Annotated in this window: 12 protein-coding genes; 2 read left to right on the top strand and 10 right to left on the bottom strand. The window is 64.8% G+C overall.

Features of this window, described 5'->3' with window-relative positions:
* Positions 1 to 53 precede the first annotated feature (53 nt).
* From glmM to LQF09_RS08790, 4 genes are all read right to left on the bottom strand, one after another.
* Entirely contained in the window at positions 54 to 1,406 is a 1,353-nt protein-coding gene (gene glmM, locus LQF09_RS08805) for a phosphoglucosamine mutase (protein ID WP_002928147.1), read from the bottom strand.
* Positions 1,407 to 1,437: 31 nt separating this feature from the next.
* Positions 1,438 to 2,268, bottom strand: a complete 831-nt coding sequence (gene folP / locus LQF09_RS08800) for a dihydropteroate synthase (protein WP_270069715.1) — start codon at positions 2,266 to 2,268, stop codon at positions 1,438 to 1,440.
* Positions 2,269 to 2,398: 130 nt separating this feature from the next.
* The gene (gene ftsH / locus LQF09_RS08795; protein ID WP_002943801.1) at positions 2,399 to 4,291 is read right to left on the bottom strand and encodes an ATP-dependent zinc metalloprotease FtsH; all 1,893 of its coding nucleotides are present in this window, start codon (positions 4,289 to 4,291) and stop codon (positions 2,399 to 2,401) included.
* 122 nt (positions 4,292 to 4,413) lie between these two features.
* On the bottom strand, positions 4,414 to 5,037 hold the full coding sequence (locus tag LQF09_RS08790; RefSeq protein WP_002928141.1) for an RlmE family RNA methyltransferase: 624 nt from the start codon (positions 5,035 to 5,037) through the stop codon (positions 4,414 to 4,416).
* 97 nt (positions 5,038 to 5,134) lie between these two features.
* On the opposite strand from LQF09_RS08790, the gene yhbY reads away from it, so the two are divergent.
* On the top strand, positions 5,135 to 5,590 hold the full coding sequence (yhbY, locus tag LQF09_RS08785; RefSeq protein WP_002928139.1) for a ribosome assembly RNA-binding protein YhbY: 456 nt from the start codon (positions 5,135 to 5,137) through the stop codon (positions 5,588 to 5,590).
* 106 nt (positions 5,591 to 5,696) lie between these two features.
* On the opposite strand, the gene greA is transcribed toward yhbY, so the two are convergent.
* From greA to LQF09_RS08755, 6 genes are all read right to left on the bottom strand, one after another.
* Positions 5,697 to 6,173, bottom strand: coding sequence for a transcription elongation factor GreA (gene greA / locus LQF09_RS08780; RefSeq protein ID WP_002928138.1), 477 nt, complete (start codon positions 6,171 to 6,173; stop codon positions 5,697 to 5,699).
* Positions 6,170 to 9,400 carry a carbamoyl-phosphate synthase large subunit gene (gene carB, locus LQF09_RS08775; protein WP_002928135.1) on the bottom strand — a complete coding sequence of 1,077 codons (3,231 nt, stop codon included), beginning with the start codon at positions 9,398 to 9,400 and terminating at the stop codon, positions 6,170 to 6,172. The genes greA and carB overlap by 4 nt, the downstream gene beginning before the upstream one ends.
* Before the next feature lie 88 nt (positions 9,401 to 9,488).
* Positions 9,489 to 10,631, bottom strand: coding sequence for a glutamine-hydrolyzing carbamoyl-phosphate synthase small subunit (carA, locus tag LQF09_RS08770; protein ID WP_002928134.1), 1,143 nt, complete (start codon positions 10,629 to 10,631; stop codon positions 9,489 to 9,491).
* Between the two features lie 345 nt (positions 10,632 to 10,976).
* Positions 10,977 to 13,430, bottom strand: coding sequence for a response regulator (locus LQF09_RS08765; RefSeq protein ID WP_270069714.1), 2,454 nt, complete (start codon positions 13,428 to 13,430; stop codon positions 10,977 to 10,979).
* 15 nt (positions 13,431 to 13,445) lie between these two features.
* The gene (dapB, locus tag LQF09_RS08760) at positions 13,446 to 14,252 is read right to left on the bottom strand and encodes a 4-hydroxy-tetrahydrodipicolinate reductase (protein ID WP_270069713.1); all 807 of its coding nucleotides are present in this window, start codon (positions 14,250 to 14,252) and stop codon (positions 13,446 to 13,448) included.
* A 77-nt stretch (positions 14,253 to 14,329) separates the two neighbouring features.
* On the bottom strand, positions 14,330 to 14,743 hold the full coding sequence (locus LQF09_RS08755) for an outer membrane protein assembly factor BamE (protein WP_002928127.1): 414 nt from the start codon (positions 14,741 to 14,743) through the stop codon (positions 14,330 to 14,332).
* Positions 14,744 to 14,968: 225 nt separating this feature from the next.
* Here LQF09_RS08755 and fur point away from each other — a divergent pair, with 225 nt between their 5' ends.
* Entirely contained in the window at positions 14,969 to 15,400 is a 432-nt protein-coding gene (gene fur, locus LQF09_RS08750; protein WP_002928122.1) for a ferric iron uptake transcriptional regulator, read from the top strand.
* Positions 15,401 to 15,417 lie beyond the last annotated feature (17 nt).

Below are 15,417 nucleotides of genomic sequence, written 5' to 3'. Positions count from 1 at the left end.
AAGCCCTTGCTTGGCGACGCCGCATGCTGCGGCGCAAGAAAAATAATCGGCGATCAACCGATCGCGTGCTCAACCGCCGAGGCGATGGACTTGGCAAGGCGGTCCACCTGCGCCCCGTCACACCCCTCCACCATCACTCGCAGCAGCGGTTCGGTGCCCGAGGGGCGCAGCAAAACTCGCCCGCTCTCGCCCAGCTCGCGCTCGGCGTCGTCGCGCGCACGTGCAATCGTGGCGTCGGCCTGCCAGTCGAAACCCGCTGCCATGCGCACGTTGATGAGGCGCTGGGGGTAGAACACCAGGTCGGCGCAGGCATCAGCCAGCGTCTCTCCGCGCTGCTTGAGCGCGGCCAACACCTGCAGGGCGGAGACCATGCCATCGCCCGTGGTGTGGCGATCGAGACAGATGATATGGCCCGAGTTCTCGCCGCCGAGTTTCCAGCCGCGCTCGTGCAAGAGCTCGAGCACATAGCGGTCGCCCACCTTTGCGCGGGCGAAGGGGGCACCGAGGCGGCCGATTGCGTGCTCGAAGCCGAGATTGCTCATCAGCGTCCCGACCACACCATCGAGCCGGTCTTCGGCATGGCGCGCTCGCGCGATCACGTAGAGCAGCTTGTCGCCGTCGTAGATCTCGCCGCGCGCATCGACCATCATCAGGCGGTCTGCATCGCCATCGAGCGCGATGCCGAGGTCCGCTCCCTGTGCCAGCACTGCGCTGCGCAGATTCTCCGGACGGGTCGCACCCACGCCGTCGTTGATGTTGAGCCCGTTGGGCTCCACCCCGACGGGCAACACTTCGGCGCCAAGCTCGTGCAACACCTTGGGCGCAATGTGGTAGGCAGCGCCGTGTGCGCAATCGACCGCGATGCGCAGGCCGCGCAGGTCGAGCTCATTGGGAAAGGTGCTCTTGCAGAACTCGATGTAGCGCCCTGCCGCATCCTCCACCCGGCGCGCGCGCCCGAGCTGCGCCGAATCCACGCAGCCCATCGGTTCGTCAAGGTGGGCTTCGATCTCGGCCTCTACCGCATCCGGCAGCTTCGTACCACCAGCGGAGAAGAACTTGATGCCGTTATCGTAGAAGGGGTTATGCGAAGCGGAGATGACGACCCCGGCCTGCAACCGCAGGGCGCGGGTGAGGTAGGCCACGGCAGGCGTCGGGATGGGCCCGGCGAGCATCACGTTGACCCCCGCCGCGGCAAAACCGGCCTCGAGCGCCGCTTCGAGCATATAGCCCGAGACGCGCGTGTCCTTGCCGATCAGCACTGCGGGGTGCTCTCCCGCAGGCAGCTTTTCCCGCGCCACCAGAGTCACGCCCGCGGCGTAACCCAGGCGCATCACGAACTCGGGTGTGATCGGCTCCTCACCCACGCGGCCGCGCACCCCATCGGTACCGAAATACTTGCGCCCCATCCTTGCTCCCGTGAACTAGACGAAAGCACGATTATGACACTGCCGACACCGCCCGCCATACCTTGAGGACGTCCACCGTGGGCGCAACGTCATGTACACGCACGATGCCCGCCCCACGCTGTACCGCGATCAGGGCCGCGGCCACACTCGCTGCCGTGCGCTCGCCGACCTCACGCCCCGTGACGGCACCCAGCATCGACTTGCGCGACATGCCCGCCAGCACAGGCAGCCCGCCCGCGCCGAAGCGGGCGAGTTCGCGCAGCAAGGTGTAGTTATGCACCGTGCGCTTGCCGAAGCCGAAACCGGGGTCGAGGACAATGCGCCCGCGATCGACGCCCGCAGACTGAAGCGCCGCCACCCGTTCATCGAGAAAGGCCGCCACCTCGCCCACGACATCGTCGTAGCGCGGGTCGAGCTGCATGGTGCGCGGCTCGCCCTGCATGTGCATCACGCACACGGCTGCGTCGCCGGCAGCCACGGCATCGATCGCGCCAGGGGCACGAAAGGCGTTGATGTCGTTGATCATGTCTGCGCCGGCCGCAAGTGCCTCGCGCATCACTGCGGGCTTCAAGGTGTCGATCGACAATGGCACCTGCCAGCCGCGCGCGTGCTCGACGAAGCGCACCACACGCTCCAGTTCCTGCGCCTCGGTCACCGGTTCGGCACCCGGACGCGAGGACTCGGCGCCAATGTCGAGCATGTCGGCCCCCTCCTCGATCGCTCGCTCGGCGCGACCAAGGGCGGCGGCAACGTCGCCATGCACGCCATCGCCCGAAAACGAGTCATCGGTCAGGTTGATGATCGCCATCACCTTGGGCTGGGCAAGATCGAGGCGGAAGCGACCGCATTGCAGGATGCTCATGAACACTCACTCGGCAACGGAGGAATCGGAATGGGCTGCATCTTCATCGGCCCATCATGAAAAAGGGCCGGATCGACCGGCCCTTTCAGGGGACGGGCCCGGAGGCCCGCAAGCAATAAGACGTATACGCTCAGGCAGCAGGCGCAGCCGCGTTGGGTGCTGCACCCGGCGCATCGTCCTTGGGACGGGGCGTCGGTGCCGCAACCGGCTTGGGCGGACGCGGCGGGCGACCGTCCATGATGTCGTTGACCTGGTCGGCGTCGATGGTCTCCCATTCGAGCAGCGCCTTGGTCATGGCCTCGACCTTGTCGCTGTTGTCTTCGATCAGACGCCGGGCCAGACCGTACTGCTGATCGATGATGCGACGAATCTCGGCGTCGACCTTCTGCATCGTTGCCTCGGACACGTTGCGGTGCGTGGTGACCTGGCGGCCAAGGAAGATCTCGCCTTCCTCCTCGCCATACACCATCGGTCCGAGATTGTCGGACATGCCCCACTGCGTGACCATGCGACGCGCCAGGTCGGTGGCACGTGCAAAGTCGTTCGACGCGCCGGTGGTCATCTGCTTCATGAAGATCTCTTCGGCGATTCGACCGCCGAACAGCACCGCAATGGTTTGCAGCAGACGCTCGCGGTCCTGACTGTAGCGATCTTCGGTGGGCAGCTGCATGGTCACGCCCAATGCACGACCGCGCGGAATGATCGTGACCTTGTGCACCGGATCGGTCTTGTCGAGCAGGCGGGCAACCACCGCATGGCCCGACTCGTGGTAGGCCGTGTTGCGGCGCTCCTCTTCGGGCATGACCACCGAGCGGCGCTCGGCGCCCATCATGATCTTGTCCTTGGCGCGTTCGAAGTCGTCCATGTCGACCAGGCGCTTGTTGCCGCGCGCAGCGAACAGTGCTGCCTCATTGACCAGGTTGGCGAGGTCGGCGCCGGCAAAACCTGGCGTTCCACGCGCCAGCACCTGCGGGTCGACATCGGGTGCAATCGGCACCTTGCGCATGTGCACCTTGAGGATTTGCTCGCGACCACGGATATCGGGCAGCGAAACGACGACCTGGCGGTCGAAGCGCCCCGGGCGCAGCAGCGCGGGATCGAGCACATCAGGCCGGTTGGTGGCCGCGATCACGATGACGCCGGTCTGGCCTTCGAAGCCGTCCATCTCGACCAGCAGCTGGTTGAGGGTCTGTTCGCGCTCGTCGTTGCCACCACCCAGGCCAGCACCGCGCTGGCGTCCAACGGCATCGATCTCGTCGATGAAGATGATGCAGGGGGCGTGCTTCTTGGCCTGCTCGAACATATCGCGCACACGTGCCGCACCCACACCGACGAACATCTCGACGAAGTCCGAGCCGGAGATGGAGAAGAACGGCACCTTGGCTTCGCCCGCGATCGCTTTGGCGAGCAAGGTCTTGCCGGTACCCGGCGAGCCCACCATGAGCACCCCCTTGGGGATGCGTCCGCCGAGCTTCTGGAACTTGGAGGGGTCACGCAGAAATTCGACCAGCTCGAAGACCTCTTCCTTGGCCTCGTCGCAACCGGCGACGTCGGCAAAGGTGATGGAGTTGGCCGACTCGTCGAGCATGCGCGCCTTGCTCTTGCCGAAGGAGAACGCACCGCCCTTGCCCCCGCCCTGCATCTGACGCATGAAGAAGATCCATACGCCGATCAGCAGCAGCATCGGGAACCAGGAGACGAACACGCTCGCAAGGAAGGACTGCTCCTCGTCGGGCTTGGAGGCGTTGACCTGCACGCCGTAGCGCATGAGGTCGGACACCATCCAGATATCCTGCACGCCCGGCGTATAGACCGTGATGGTGCGTCCTTCCTGCGTGGTTGCCTTGAGCACACGACCGTCCACCGTCGCTCTCGTGATGCGTCCCGCCTTGGCTTCTTCCAGGAACTGGGAGTACTCCATGGTGTTCATGGGAGCCTGGCGCGCATTGAACTGGTTGAATACCGTCATCAGCACGACGCCGATAACCATCCAGATCGCGAGATTCTTGAAGAGATTGTTCAACTTTCTATTCCCCGAAAGCCATTCCGGCCATGTACGCGACAGACCGATTCTAGTGGTGAACGTTCCCACCGGCAAACCAATGACGGCGATTGGCAAAGGCAATCCCCGCGCCGGCATGCCGGTCAGGCTGTCTGCGGCCCCTTGCCGACGAGATAAACCTCGGCACTGCGGTCCCTCGAGGCCTTCGGCTTGCGCACCTGGACCGACGCAAATGCGCCCTCCATCTGCTTGCGAAAATCCATGAAGCCCTCGCCCTGGAAAACCTTTACGACAAACTGCCCCCCCGGCTTGAGATGCCGCGCCGCGAAATCGAGTGCCAGTTCGCACAGATGGATCGAGCGCGCCTGGTCAACGGTTGCAACACCCGACAGGTTGGGCGCCATGTCCGAGAGCACGACGTCGACCCGCGCGCCCTCGAGACGGGCCTCGAGCAGTTCGAGCACGCTATCCTCGGTGAAGTCGCCAAGGATGAAATCAACGCCCGCAACAGGCTCCATCGGCAGCAGATCGAGCGCGAACACCCTCGCCTTCGGCCCGCAGCGCTTGACCGCCACTTGGCACCACGAGCCCGGCGCCGCGCCTAGATCGACCACGACTGCGCCGGGGCGCAGGAGGTGGTCGCGTTCGTCGATCTCGAGCAGCTTGTAAGCCGCGCGAGCGCGGTAACCATCTGCCTGCGCCCGCTGGACGTAGGGATCATTCACATGGTCATGGACCCAGGCCCGGCTCGTCTTGTTCTTTTTCATCGCTCCATCCGCCACTAAGGGGCATTTCCACACGGCCGCTAGGCCTTCGTCGGAGTAGAATCCGGTTCCCGATGCTTCAAGTATCCAGAGAATCTCAATGACCGAGCTTACCCCGGCGCAGCGCCGCGACCTGCGCGCCCGCGCCCATCACCTCAACCCGGTGGTCACCATCGCCGGTAACGGCCTTACGCCTGCCGTCCTCGCCGAGATCGAACGCGCGCTGCAGGCGCACGAACTCATCAAGGTCAAGGTCCAGGGCACCGAACGCGAACAGCGTGACGCCCTCATGCAAGCGCTGTGTGCGAGCCTGGAAGCCCAGGCTGTGCAGCACATCGGCAGCATCCTCGTCGTCTGGCGCGAACGCCGTGAGCAAGACAAGCCCGCTGCTGCACCCGAAAAGAAACCCGCCCGAGCCGCGACCGCCAAGTCCGCTGCGGCCTTCGCCGCCGCTGCGCGCCGTGCCGCCCTTGCCAAGGCAAGCGCAGAAACCCGTCGTTCACCCGCCCGCGCGCCGGCTGCACGCGGCCGTACAACTGGGGCACGCGGCCGCTGAAGTATGGCGCCGTTATCGGCACCACGCCTGAGCCATCGGCGCCACGCCTGAGCCGGCCACGCGAGAAGGCGGTGCATTGCACCGCCTTCTTCACGTCCGGCGACAATCAGACGTAGCGTACGTCGATGATCTCGAATTCGCGCACGCCGCCCGGAGCCTGAACCTCCGCAATATCGCCGGCGAACTTGCCAATCAGCGCACGCGCGATCGGCGAGCTGATCGAGATCTTGTTCTCCTTGATATCGGCCTCGTCGTCACCGACGATCTGGTAGGTCACGACCTGCCCGGCATCCATGTCCTCGAGCTCGACCGTGGCACCGAACACGCAACGGCCATCGGCATCGAGCAGCTTGGGGTCGATGATCTGGGCATTGGCGAGCTTGGCCTCGACCTCCATGATGCGGCCTTCGATGAAGCCCTGGCGGTCCTTGGCAGCCTCGTACTCGGCGTTTTCGGACAAGTCGCCATGCGAGCGCGCTTCGGCGATCGCCGCAATCACGTTCGGACGGTCCACGGTCTTCAGGCGGTGAAGTTCGGCGCGCAGCTTCTCTGCACCTGCGACGGTCAACGGAGTCTTGTTCATGCTTGCTGCTTCAGCTCGGTATGCAGATCCTGCACGGAATAGACATCGAGCCCGCCAGCGAGATGGCGCATGCCCATGCACGCGGCGCGAGCGCCCTCGATCGTGGTGAAGATCGACAGCTTGGCGGCCAGCGCGCTGGTACGGATCGAGCGCGAATCGGTGATCGCCTGGCGCTTCTCCTCGACCGTGTTGATGACCATGACGATCTCTTCGTTCTTGATCATGTCCACGATGTGCGGACGCCCCTCGTTGACCTTATTGACCACAGCAACCGGGATGCCTGCGGCCTCGATTACCGAAGCGGTGCCGCGCGTGGCAACCAGGGTGAAGCCAAGGTCGTGCAGCTCGCGTGCCACTTCCACCGCGACAGGGCGGTCGCTCGGCTTGACACTGATGAACACCGCGCCGCTGGTCGGCAGCTTGACGCCCGCGCCGATCTGGCTCTTGACGAAGGCCTCGGCGAAGCTGCGGCCGACGCCCATGACCTCGCCGGTGGACTTCATCTCCGGCCCGAGGATGGTATCCACGCCCGGGAACTTGACGAAGGGGAACACCGCCTCCTTGACCGAGTAGTAAGGCGGCACGATCTCGCCGGTGACGCCCTGGCTGACCAGGCTCTGGCCCGCCATGCAGCGCGCCGCGATCTTCGCCAGCGGCAACGAGCAGGCCTTGGACACGAAGGGCACCGTACGCGAGGCGCGCGGATTCACCTCCAGCACATACACCACCGCGTTGTCGCCCTCGCCCTGGATCGCAAACTGCACGTTCATCAGGCCGACGACGTTGAGCGCGCGCGCCATCGCCTCGGTCTGGCGGCGCAGCTCGTCCTGCAATTTGGCCGACAGCGTGTAGGGCGGCAGCGAGCACGCGGAGTCACCCGAGTGCACGCCGGCCTGCTCGATGTGTTCCATGATGCCGCCGATCATCACCTGCTTACCGTCGGACAGCGCATCGACGTCCACCTCGGTGGCGTCATTGAGGAAGCGGTCGAGCAGCACCGGCGACTCGTTGGACACCTTGACCGCCTCGCGCATGTAGCGCTCGAGATCCTTCTGCTCGTGCACGATCTCCATCGCGCGGCCACCCAGCACGTAGGACGGGCGCACCACGAGCGGGTAGCCGATCTCGGCCGCGAGGCGCACGGCCTCTTCGGGCGTACGCGCGGTACGGTTGGGCGGCTGACGCAGGCCAAGGTCGTTGAGCAGCTTCTGGAAGCGCTCGCGGTCCTCGGCGGCGTCGATCATGTCGGGGCTGGTACCGATGATGGGCACGCCGTTGTCCTGCAGCGCCTGGGCGCGCTTGAGCGGCGTCTGACCGCCGAACTGCACGATCACGCCGACCGGCTTCTCGATGTGCACGATCTCGAGCAGGTCCTCGAGCGTGATCGGCTCGAAGTACAGGCGGTCCGAAGTGTCGTAGTCGGTGGACACGGTCTCGGGGTTGCAGTTGACCATGATGGTTTCATATCCATCCTCGCGCAGGGCGAGCGCGGCATGCACGCAGCAATAGTCGAACTCGATGCCCTGGCCGATGCGGTTCGGACCGCCGCCAAGCACCATGATCTTCTTCTTGTCGGTCGGACGCGCCTCGCACTCGTCCTCGTAGGAGGAGTACATGTAGGCGGTCGAGGTGGCGAACTCTGCCGCGCAGGTGTCGACGCGCTTGAATACCGGGCGCACGCCGAGCGCATGGCGATGCAGGCGCACCGCGGTCTCGTCGGCGTTGAGCAGCTTGGCTAGGCGGCGGTCGGAGAAGCCCTTGCGCTTCAGGTCGCGCAGTTCGGCAGCCTGGATCGCCTTCAGCGAGCGGCCGGCAAGCGCCTTCTCGGACAGCACGATGTCCTCGATCTGGGCGAGGAACCAAGGGTCGATCTTGGTGAGGTTGTGCACCTGCTCGAGGCTCATGCCCTCACGGAAGGCCTGGCCGACGTACCAGATGCGCTGCGGGCCGGCGCTGGAGAGTTCGTGCTCGAGGTCTGCGCTGTCGGCCTCGATCTCGTCCAGGCCGTAGGCGCCCACCTCGAGGCCGCGCAGAGCCTTCTGGAAGGACTCCTGGAAGCTGCGGCCCATGGCCATGACCTCGCCCACCGACTTCATCTGGGTGGTGAGGCGGTCGTTGGCCTGGGGGAACTTCTCGAAGGCGAAACGCGGAATCTTGGTGACGACGTAGTCGATCGAAGGCTCGAACGAGGCTGGCGTGGCGCCGCCGGTGATGTCGTTCTTGAGCTCGTCGAGCGTATAGCCCACCGCCAGCTTGGCCGCGACCTTGGCGATCGGGAAACCGGTGGCCTTGGACGCCAGCGCCGACGAACGCGACACACGCGGGTTCATCTCGATGACGATCATGCGACCGTCCTGGGGGTTGATGGCGAACTGCACGTTCGAGCCCCCGGTATCCACCCCGATCTCGCGCAGCACCGCGATCGAGGCGTTGCGCATGATCTGGTATTCCTTGTCGGTCAGCGTCTGCGACGGCGCGACGGTGATCGAGTCGCCGGTGTGCACGCCCATCGGGTCGAGGTTCTCGATCGAGCACACGATGATGCAGTTGTCGGCGCGGTCGCGCACGACTTCCATCTCGTATTCCTTCCAGCCGAGCAGCGACTCTTCGATCAGCAGTTCGTTGGTCGGGCTGGCCTCGAGACCGCGCTTGCAGATCTCGTGGAACTCTTCCATGTTGTAGGCGATGCCGCCGCCGGTACCGCCGAGCGTGAAGCTCGGGCGGATGATGACCGGGAAACCGATGCCGCCCTGCACCTGCAGCGCCTCTTCCATGCTGTGGGCGATGCCCGAGCGTGCCGAGCCGAGACCGATCTTGGTCATCGCGTCCTTGAACTTGAGACGGTCCTCGGCCTTGTCGATGGCCTCCTCGGAGGCGCCGATCAGTTCCACGCCGTACTTGGCCAGCACGCCGTGGCGGCCGAGGTCGAGCGCGCAGTTGAGCGCCGTCTGTCCACCCATGGTCGGCAGGATGGCGTCGGGGCGCTCCTTCTCGATGATGCGCTCGACGACCTGCCAGGTGATCGGCTCGATGTAGGTGACATCGGCCGTCTCGGGATCGGTCATGATCGTGGCCGGGTTCGAGTTGACCAGGATGACGCGGAAGCCTTCCTCGCGCAGGGCCTTGCAGGCCTGGGCGCCGGAGTAGTCGAACTCGCAGGCCTGGCCGATGATGATCGGGCCTGCGCCGATGATCAGGATGCTCTTGATGTCTGTACGTTTCGGCATTGTCTTGCCTCGATGATTCCTCGACGGCGCGCAGGATGCGCGCGCGTCCAAAACAGTAGCGGCAGGCCGTGGCCTGCCCGGTGACGGCTTACTTGGCGGCTTCCATCAGACCGATGAAGCGGTCGAACAGATAGGCGACGTCGTGCGGACCGGGGCTGGCTTCCGGGTGTCCCTGGAAGGAGAAGGCCGGCACATCGGTGCGCGCGATACCCTGGTTGGTGCCGTCGAACAGCGACACGTGCGTCACCCTCAGGTTCGCCGGCATCGTCGACGGATCGACGGCGAAGCCATGGTTCTGGCTGGTGATCAGCACCTTGCCGGTGTCGAGGTCCTTCACTGGGTGGTTCGCACCATGGTGGCCGGTGGTCATCTTCATGGTCTTCGCCCCGGAGGCGAGCGCCAGCAGCTGATGGCCAAGGCAGATGCCGAAGGTGGGCGTGCGCGTGGCGACGATCTCGCGGATGGCCTCGATGGCGTAGTCGCACGGCTCGGGGTCACCGGGGCCGTTTGACAGGAACACCCCATCAGGCTTGAGCGCCAGCACGTCGCTGGCCGGCGTCTGCGCCGGCACCACGGTCAGGCGGCAGCCACGTTCGGCCAGCATGCGCAGGATGTTGAACTTGACGCCGAAATCGTAGGCGACGACGTGGAAGCGCGGCTCGGCCTGATCGACGTAGCCCTGGTCAAGCTTCCACTCGGCCTGCTTCCAGTCGTACGACTCGGTCGCGCTCACGACCTTGGCCAGGTCCATGCCGGCCAGGCCCGGGAACGCGCGCGCCTGGGCGATGGCGGCATCTGCATTCAGCGCCTCGCCGTCTGCGGCAGTGGCGATGCAGCCGGCCTGCGCCCCCTTCTCGCGCAGCACGCGTGTGAGCTTGCGGGTATCGAGCCCGGCGATCGCGACGATGTTCTCGGCGCGCAGGTAGGCGTCCAGACGTTGCGTCATGCGGAAGTTGGAGGGCAGCAGCGGCAGGTCGCGAATGACGAGGCCGGCTGCGTGGACGCGGGTGGACTCGACGTCCTCGGCATTGACACCGGTATTACCGATGTGCGGGTAGGTCAGCGTGACGATCTGGCGGGAATAGCTCGGGTCGGTCAGGATTTCCTGGTAACCCGACATCGATGTGTTGAACACGACCTCGCCAACCGTGCTGCCAACCGCGCCGATACCCTTGCCGTGGAAGATCGTTCCGTCGGCAAGCGCAAGAAGGGCGGACGGGTATGCACTCACGAGAAGCTCCTGGATTCAGCTTGTAGATCCGGGACACGCATGGCGCGCCCCGATACGAGAAAAAGCAAGACGTACAAAAAGCGGGACGGGCCTCGGGGCCAATCCCGCTTGTTGAGCCGGCAGTCATCGCCACCTGGCTCCAATTCGCCATGACCCGAACGATGGTCGTCAATCACGACGACAACCGATCCGCGGCCGCACCGCAGACGAAAGTGTTTGATTCGGGGAAGAAACCTTTCATGCCCGGGTCGATGAAAACTGCGGAATTGTATATTTTTGGGCCTTTGAAGGCAAACCCCACGATGGATTCGACACCCGAGCAAGCCGTCCGGGATGGCCAGCCCCCTACGCCGAGTCGTTACGCAACACGCGCGCGAGCAAGCCGAGCTCGGAAATGAGGATGCGCGCCTGCGAGGTCGCCGCCTCTGGATCGCTGGCACGCGCGAGCGACTCGAGCTTGCGTGCAGCCTCGACCGCCCGATTGGCAGAGAACAAGCCCACCGACCCCTTGACCGCGTGACCGATCTCGGCGAGCTGGGCGTAGTCCATCGCCGATGATGCGCGCTGCAATTCGACCACCGTGCGCTCGTGATCGCGGAGAAAGACGTCGACCAACTGGCGGACGATATCCTCGTCACCGTCGAACATCGCACGTGCCTCGTCCAGGCAGGCGATCCGCCTGCGCCCCGCCTCGCCGAGCTCGAGCAGGCTGACGTCGGCCTCTTCATCCGCTTCGCCCCCTGCGCGCTCATCACAGGCGCGCTCGATCGCGGCCAGCAGCTCGTGGGGATGAACCGGCTTCGAGACATAGTCGTCCATACCGGCGTCCAGGCAACGCTGCCGGTCGCCCTCCATCGCATGCGCAGTCATGGCAATGATCGGCATGGGCCGCCAGTCACCCTGCACGACCCAGCTGCGACGGGCCTCGCGCGCGCGAATGGCCTGCGTTGCCTCGAGGCCGCCCATCACCGGCATCTGGACGTCCATCAGGATGAGGTCGAAGCGCCCCTGATCGAAGGCTTCGAGCGCCTCCTCGCCGTTATTGGCGAGCGTGACCGAATGGCCAGCGCGTTCCAGCATGCGCTGAGCGACGGTCTGGTTCACCGGGTTGTCCTCCACCACCAGCACTTCCAGCCGCCGTCCTCCACCCACCGGCTCGGCGCCAACACCCTCACCCAGGTCGAAACGCAGGTTCGCCATCAACACCGAGCCCTGCACGTCCACAGCCTCGCCGCCCGCGCGCGCCATCCGCAAGACGTCGAGCAGATCTTCCTGGGAGAAGGGTTTCACGAGCCTCGAGTTCAGGCCTATCTCCGCGCAGCGGGCTGCATCATTGCGCTGCGAATGGCTCGCCATCATCATGACGATGCGATCGAGGCGCGAATCTGCATCGGCAAAGCGCTGAGCCAGGGCAAAGCCTGCCGGATCGGGAAGGCCGGCATCCATGATAAGGAAGTCGTATGGCTCCGAGCCATCGCGGGCCGCCACCAGCGCTGCAAGGACATCCCCGCTGCCGGCAACGCGTTCGGCACGCGCACCGAACGCGCTCAGCTGGCGGCAGATCGATGCCGAGAACGCCTCGTTGCGCGCGGCCACCAGCACCCGCGTGGCCCGTAATGCAGTGGCGTCCAGCGGAGTCGGCCCCGCCACGACTTCCAGCGGCAGCGTGAAGCGAAACACGCTACCGCCCCCTGGCGTGCTCTCGACCTCGATCCGGCCGTGCATCAAGTCGAGCAATTGACGGGTGATCGCCAGGCCAAGACCGGTGCCGCCGTACTTTCTCGTTGTCGACGTATCGGCCTGCGAGAACACACCAAAGATCGATTCCAGTTTGTCCGCCGGAATACCACAGCCGGTGTCACGAACAGCCACGGCCAGCACTGCTGCACCTGCGGCATCGTGGGCACGACCGACGCTGACCTCAACTTCGCCCGCGTCGGTAAACTTGATCGCATTGCCGATGAGGTTGGTGAGGATCTGACGCAGACGGGTAGGATCCCCTCTGAGAACGGCCGGCACATCGGGCGCAATCTCGTAGAACAACTCCAGCCCTTTCTGGCTCGCCCGCAGGCCAAGGCTGCGCACCGTCTCGGAGACCACCGCAACGACCGAGTAGTCGATTGCCTCGACATTGAGCCGACCAGCCTCGATGCGCGAAAAATCAAGGATGTCGTTGATGATCGTGAGCAGCGCCTGCGCCGACGTCCTCACCGTCTCAAGATACTCGCGCTGCTCGCCGACGATGCCCGAATCGAGAAGAAGCTCGGTCATGCCGATGATGCCGTTCATCGGCGTGCGGATCTCGTGACTCATGTTGGCGAGGAAGTCGCCCTTGGCCCGACTGGCGGCCTCCGCCGCCTCCTTGGCCTCGAGCAACTCGAGCTCTCGCCGCTTGCGCGCGCTGACATCGCGAAGCGTGCCGACCACGCGCAACCAGCGCCCGTCTGCAGCACGATCGAAAGCCTCGCCCTCGATCTCGAGGGAACGCCACTCACCCGCGGCCGACAACGCTCTGATCTCCGCACGAAACTCTGGCGTGACACCACGCAGATGATCGACGAGGCGGCGATGCAGCAGCGAGCGGTCTTCCTCGTTGACCAGCTTCAACCAGTCCAGCGCCACCCCGGGACCATGCCCGAGTACGACCGACAGGCCGCGGTCGAAATCAATGCTGTCATTTTGTAGATCGAGCTCCCACACGCTCGCGCCCGTATGGCGCTCGATCAGTTCGAGCTGCGCGCGAACCCGCCGCAACTGGGCCAGCGCCTCATCGCGGTCAAGTTGCGGATCTGCGCTCATCAGCAGTCCTGCCGCTCAACGCAGACCGAGAACATCCTGCATGTCGAAAAGACCGGACGAATGGCCGCCAAGGAAGCGCGCGGCGCGCATTGCACCAGTGGCGTAGGGCATGCGACTGCCCGACTTGTGGGTGATCTCGATACGTTCACCGAGGCCGGCAAACAGCACGGTATGGTCGCCGACGACATCACCGCCACGAATGGTGGAAAAGCCGATCGTCTCGGGCTTGCGCTCTCCGGTGTAGCCCTCGCGGCCGTAGATCGCACACGCATCCAGATTGCGACCCAGTTCGCGGGCAACGACCTCACCCATGCGCAGGGCGGTACCCGACGGGGCATCGACCTTGAAGCGATGATGCGCCTCGATCACTTCCACGTCGTAACCTTCGTCGAGAATGCGCGCAGCGACCTCGAGCAGCTTGAAAACGGCGTTGACGCCGACCGCCATGTTGGGCGCGAACACGACCGGAACCTGCTGCGCAACTTCGGCAATGGCCGCCTTGCCGGCAGCGTCGAACCCGGTGGTACCGATCACGACGGCCTTGCCCAGCTCACGCGCGAGGGCGAGATGAACGAGCGTACCCTCCGGGCGCGTGAAGTCGATGACGCAATCGGCCGCAGCGATGGCTGCAGCCGCGTCATCGGTGATCTGCACCCCGGTGTTGATCCCGGCCATCTCACCGGCGTCACGGCCGATGAAGGGGGTCTGCGGACGGTCGAAGGCCGAGGCGAGCACGACCCCCTCCTCCTTGAGCGCCGCCTCGATCAGCATGCGCCCCATGCGGCCGGAGGCACCGGCAATGGCAACCCTGACATCGGACATTCTGTTGCAATCCTGGAATAGATGATATGAGCGCTAGCCGGCGCCGCGTCGTGCGCGCTCGCCGGGCTGAGCGGTATTCAGTCGCGCCGGGCAGGCCCTGGCACCTCGACGACACGGACACGCGTCGACGGCTGCGCGCCCTCGCCCGTCGCATCGGCGGCCTGCACATCACCTTCGACGCGGTCGAGCACATCATTGACGAAGAACACCGAGATCACGCGCTGCTGGGGCGCAGCACGACCCGAACGGTGGTGATAGACGTAGTCCCAGCGGTCATTGCGGAACACGTCCGCGACCAGCGGCGACCCCAGGACGAAGCGCACCTGCTCGCGCGACATGCCCTTGCGCAGCTGGGCAAGCATGTCCTGATCGACGTAATTACCCTGACGGATGTCGATCCGATACGGGTCTACGACTCCGATCGCGGAGTCTAGAGAGCAGCCGCCAAGCAGGACGGCAGTGACGGTTACCGCAGCGATGTAGGAACGCATGGATGATTTCAAGCCTGACGCGACCGGGTCGCGGTTCTCAGAAGGGGGTAAAAAATATAACATACGCCGTGTTGCCGAGGCGCTGGCGCATGAAGACCTTCGGGTTCCGCCCCTGCGCAAGCCTGCACCCCGGATACCGGCCCGCACACTTGCGGCATGCATGCTCCGCGACGCACACAGACTCCGGGCCAATCTCTCTTCCACTTGCACGCAATTCAGGCTCCCATGTCCGACAACTCGAAGAACCTCAAAAGCATCGGCCTCAAGGCGACCTACCCCCGCCTGAAGATCCTCGATCTCTTCCAGAGCTCGGATCAGCGCCACCTCACCGCGGAAGACGTCTACCGCTCGCTGATGAACGAAGGCATGGACATCGGGCTTGCCACGGTTTATCGCGTTCTCACCCAGTTCGAACAGGCCGGACTCCTCGAGCGCCATTACTTCGAGTCGGGCAAGGCCGTGTTCGAGCTCAACGAGGGCGGCCATCACGACCACCTGGTGTGCATGCAGTGCGGCAAGGTCGAGGAATTCTTCGACCCGGAGATCGAACGCCGGCAGAACAAGGTCGCCGAAGAACGCGGCTTCTCCATCCGAGAACATGCGCTCTACCTGTACGCCGACTGCAAGCGCGAGAACTGCCCCAACCGCGAAACCTGACGCCAGGTGCCTGCAGG

Origin of the sequence: Thauera sp. WB-2 (assembly GCF_027594845.1) — a bacterium.
Taxonomy (GTDB): Bacteria; Pseudomonadota; Gammaproteobacteria; order Burkholderiales; family Rhodocyclaceae; genus Thauera; species Thauera mechernichensis.
This window is presented reverse-complemented; position numbering and strand designations above follow the sequence as displayed.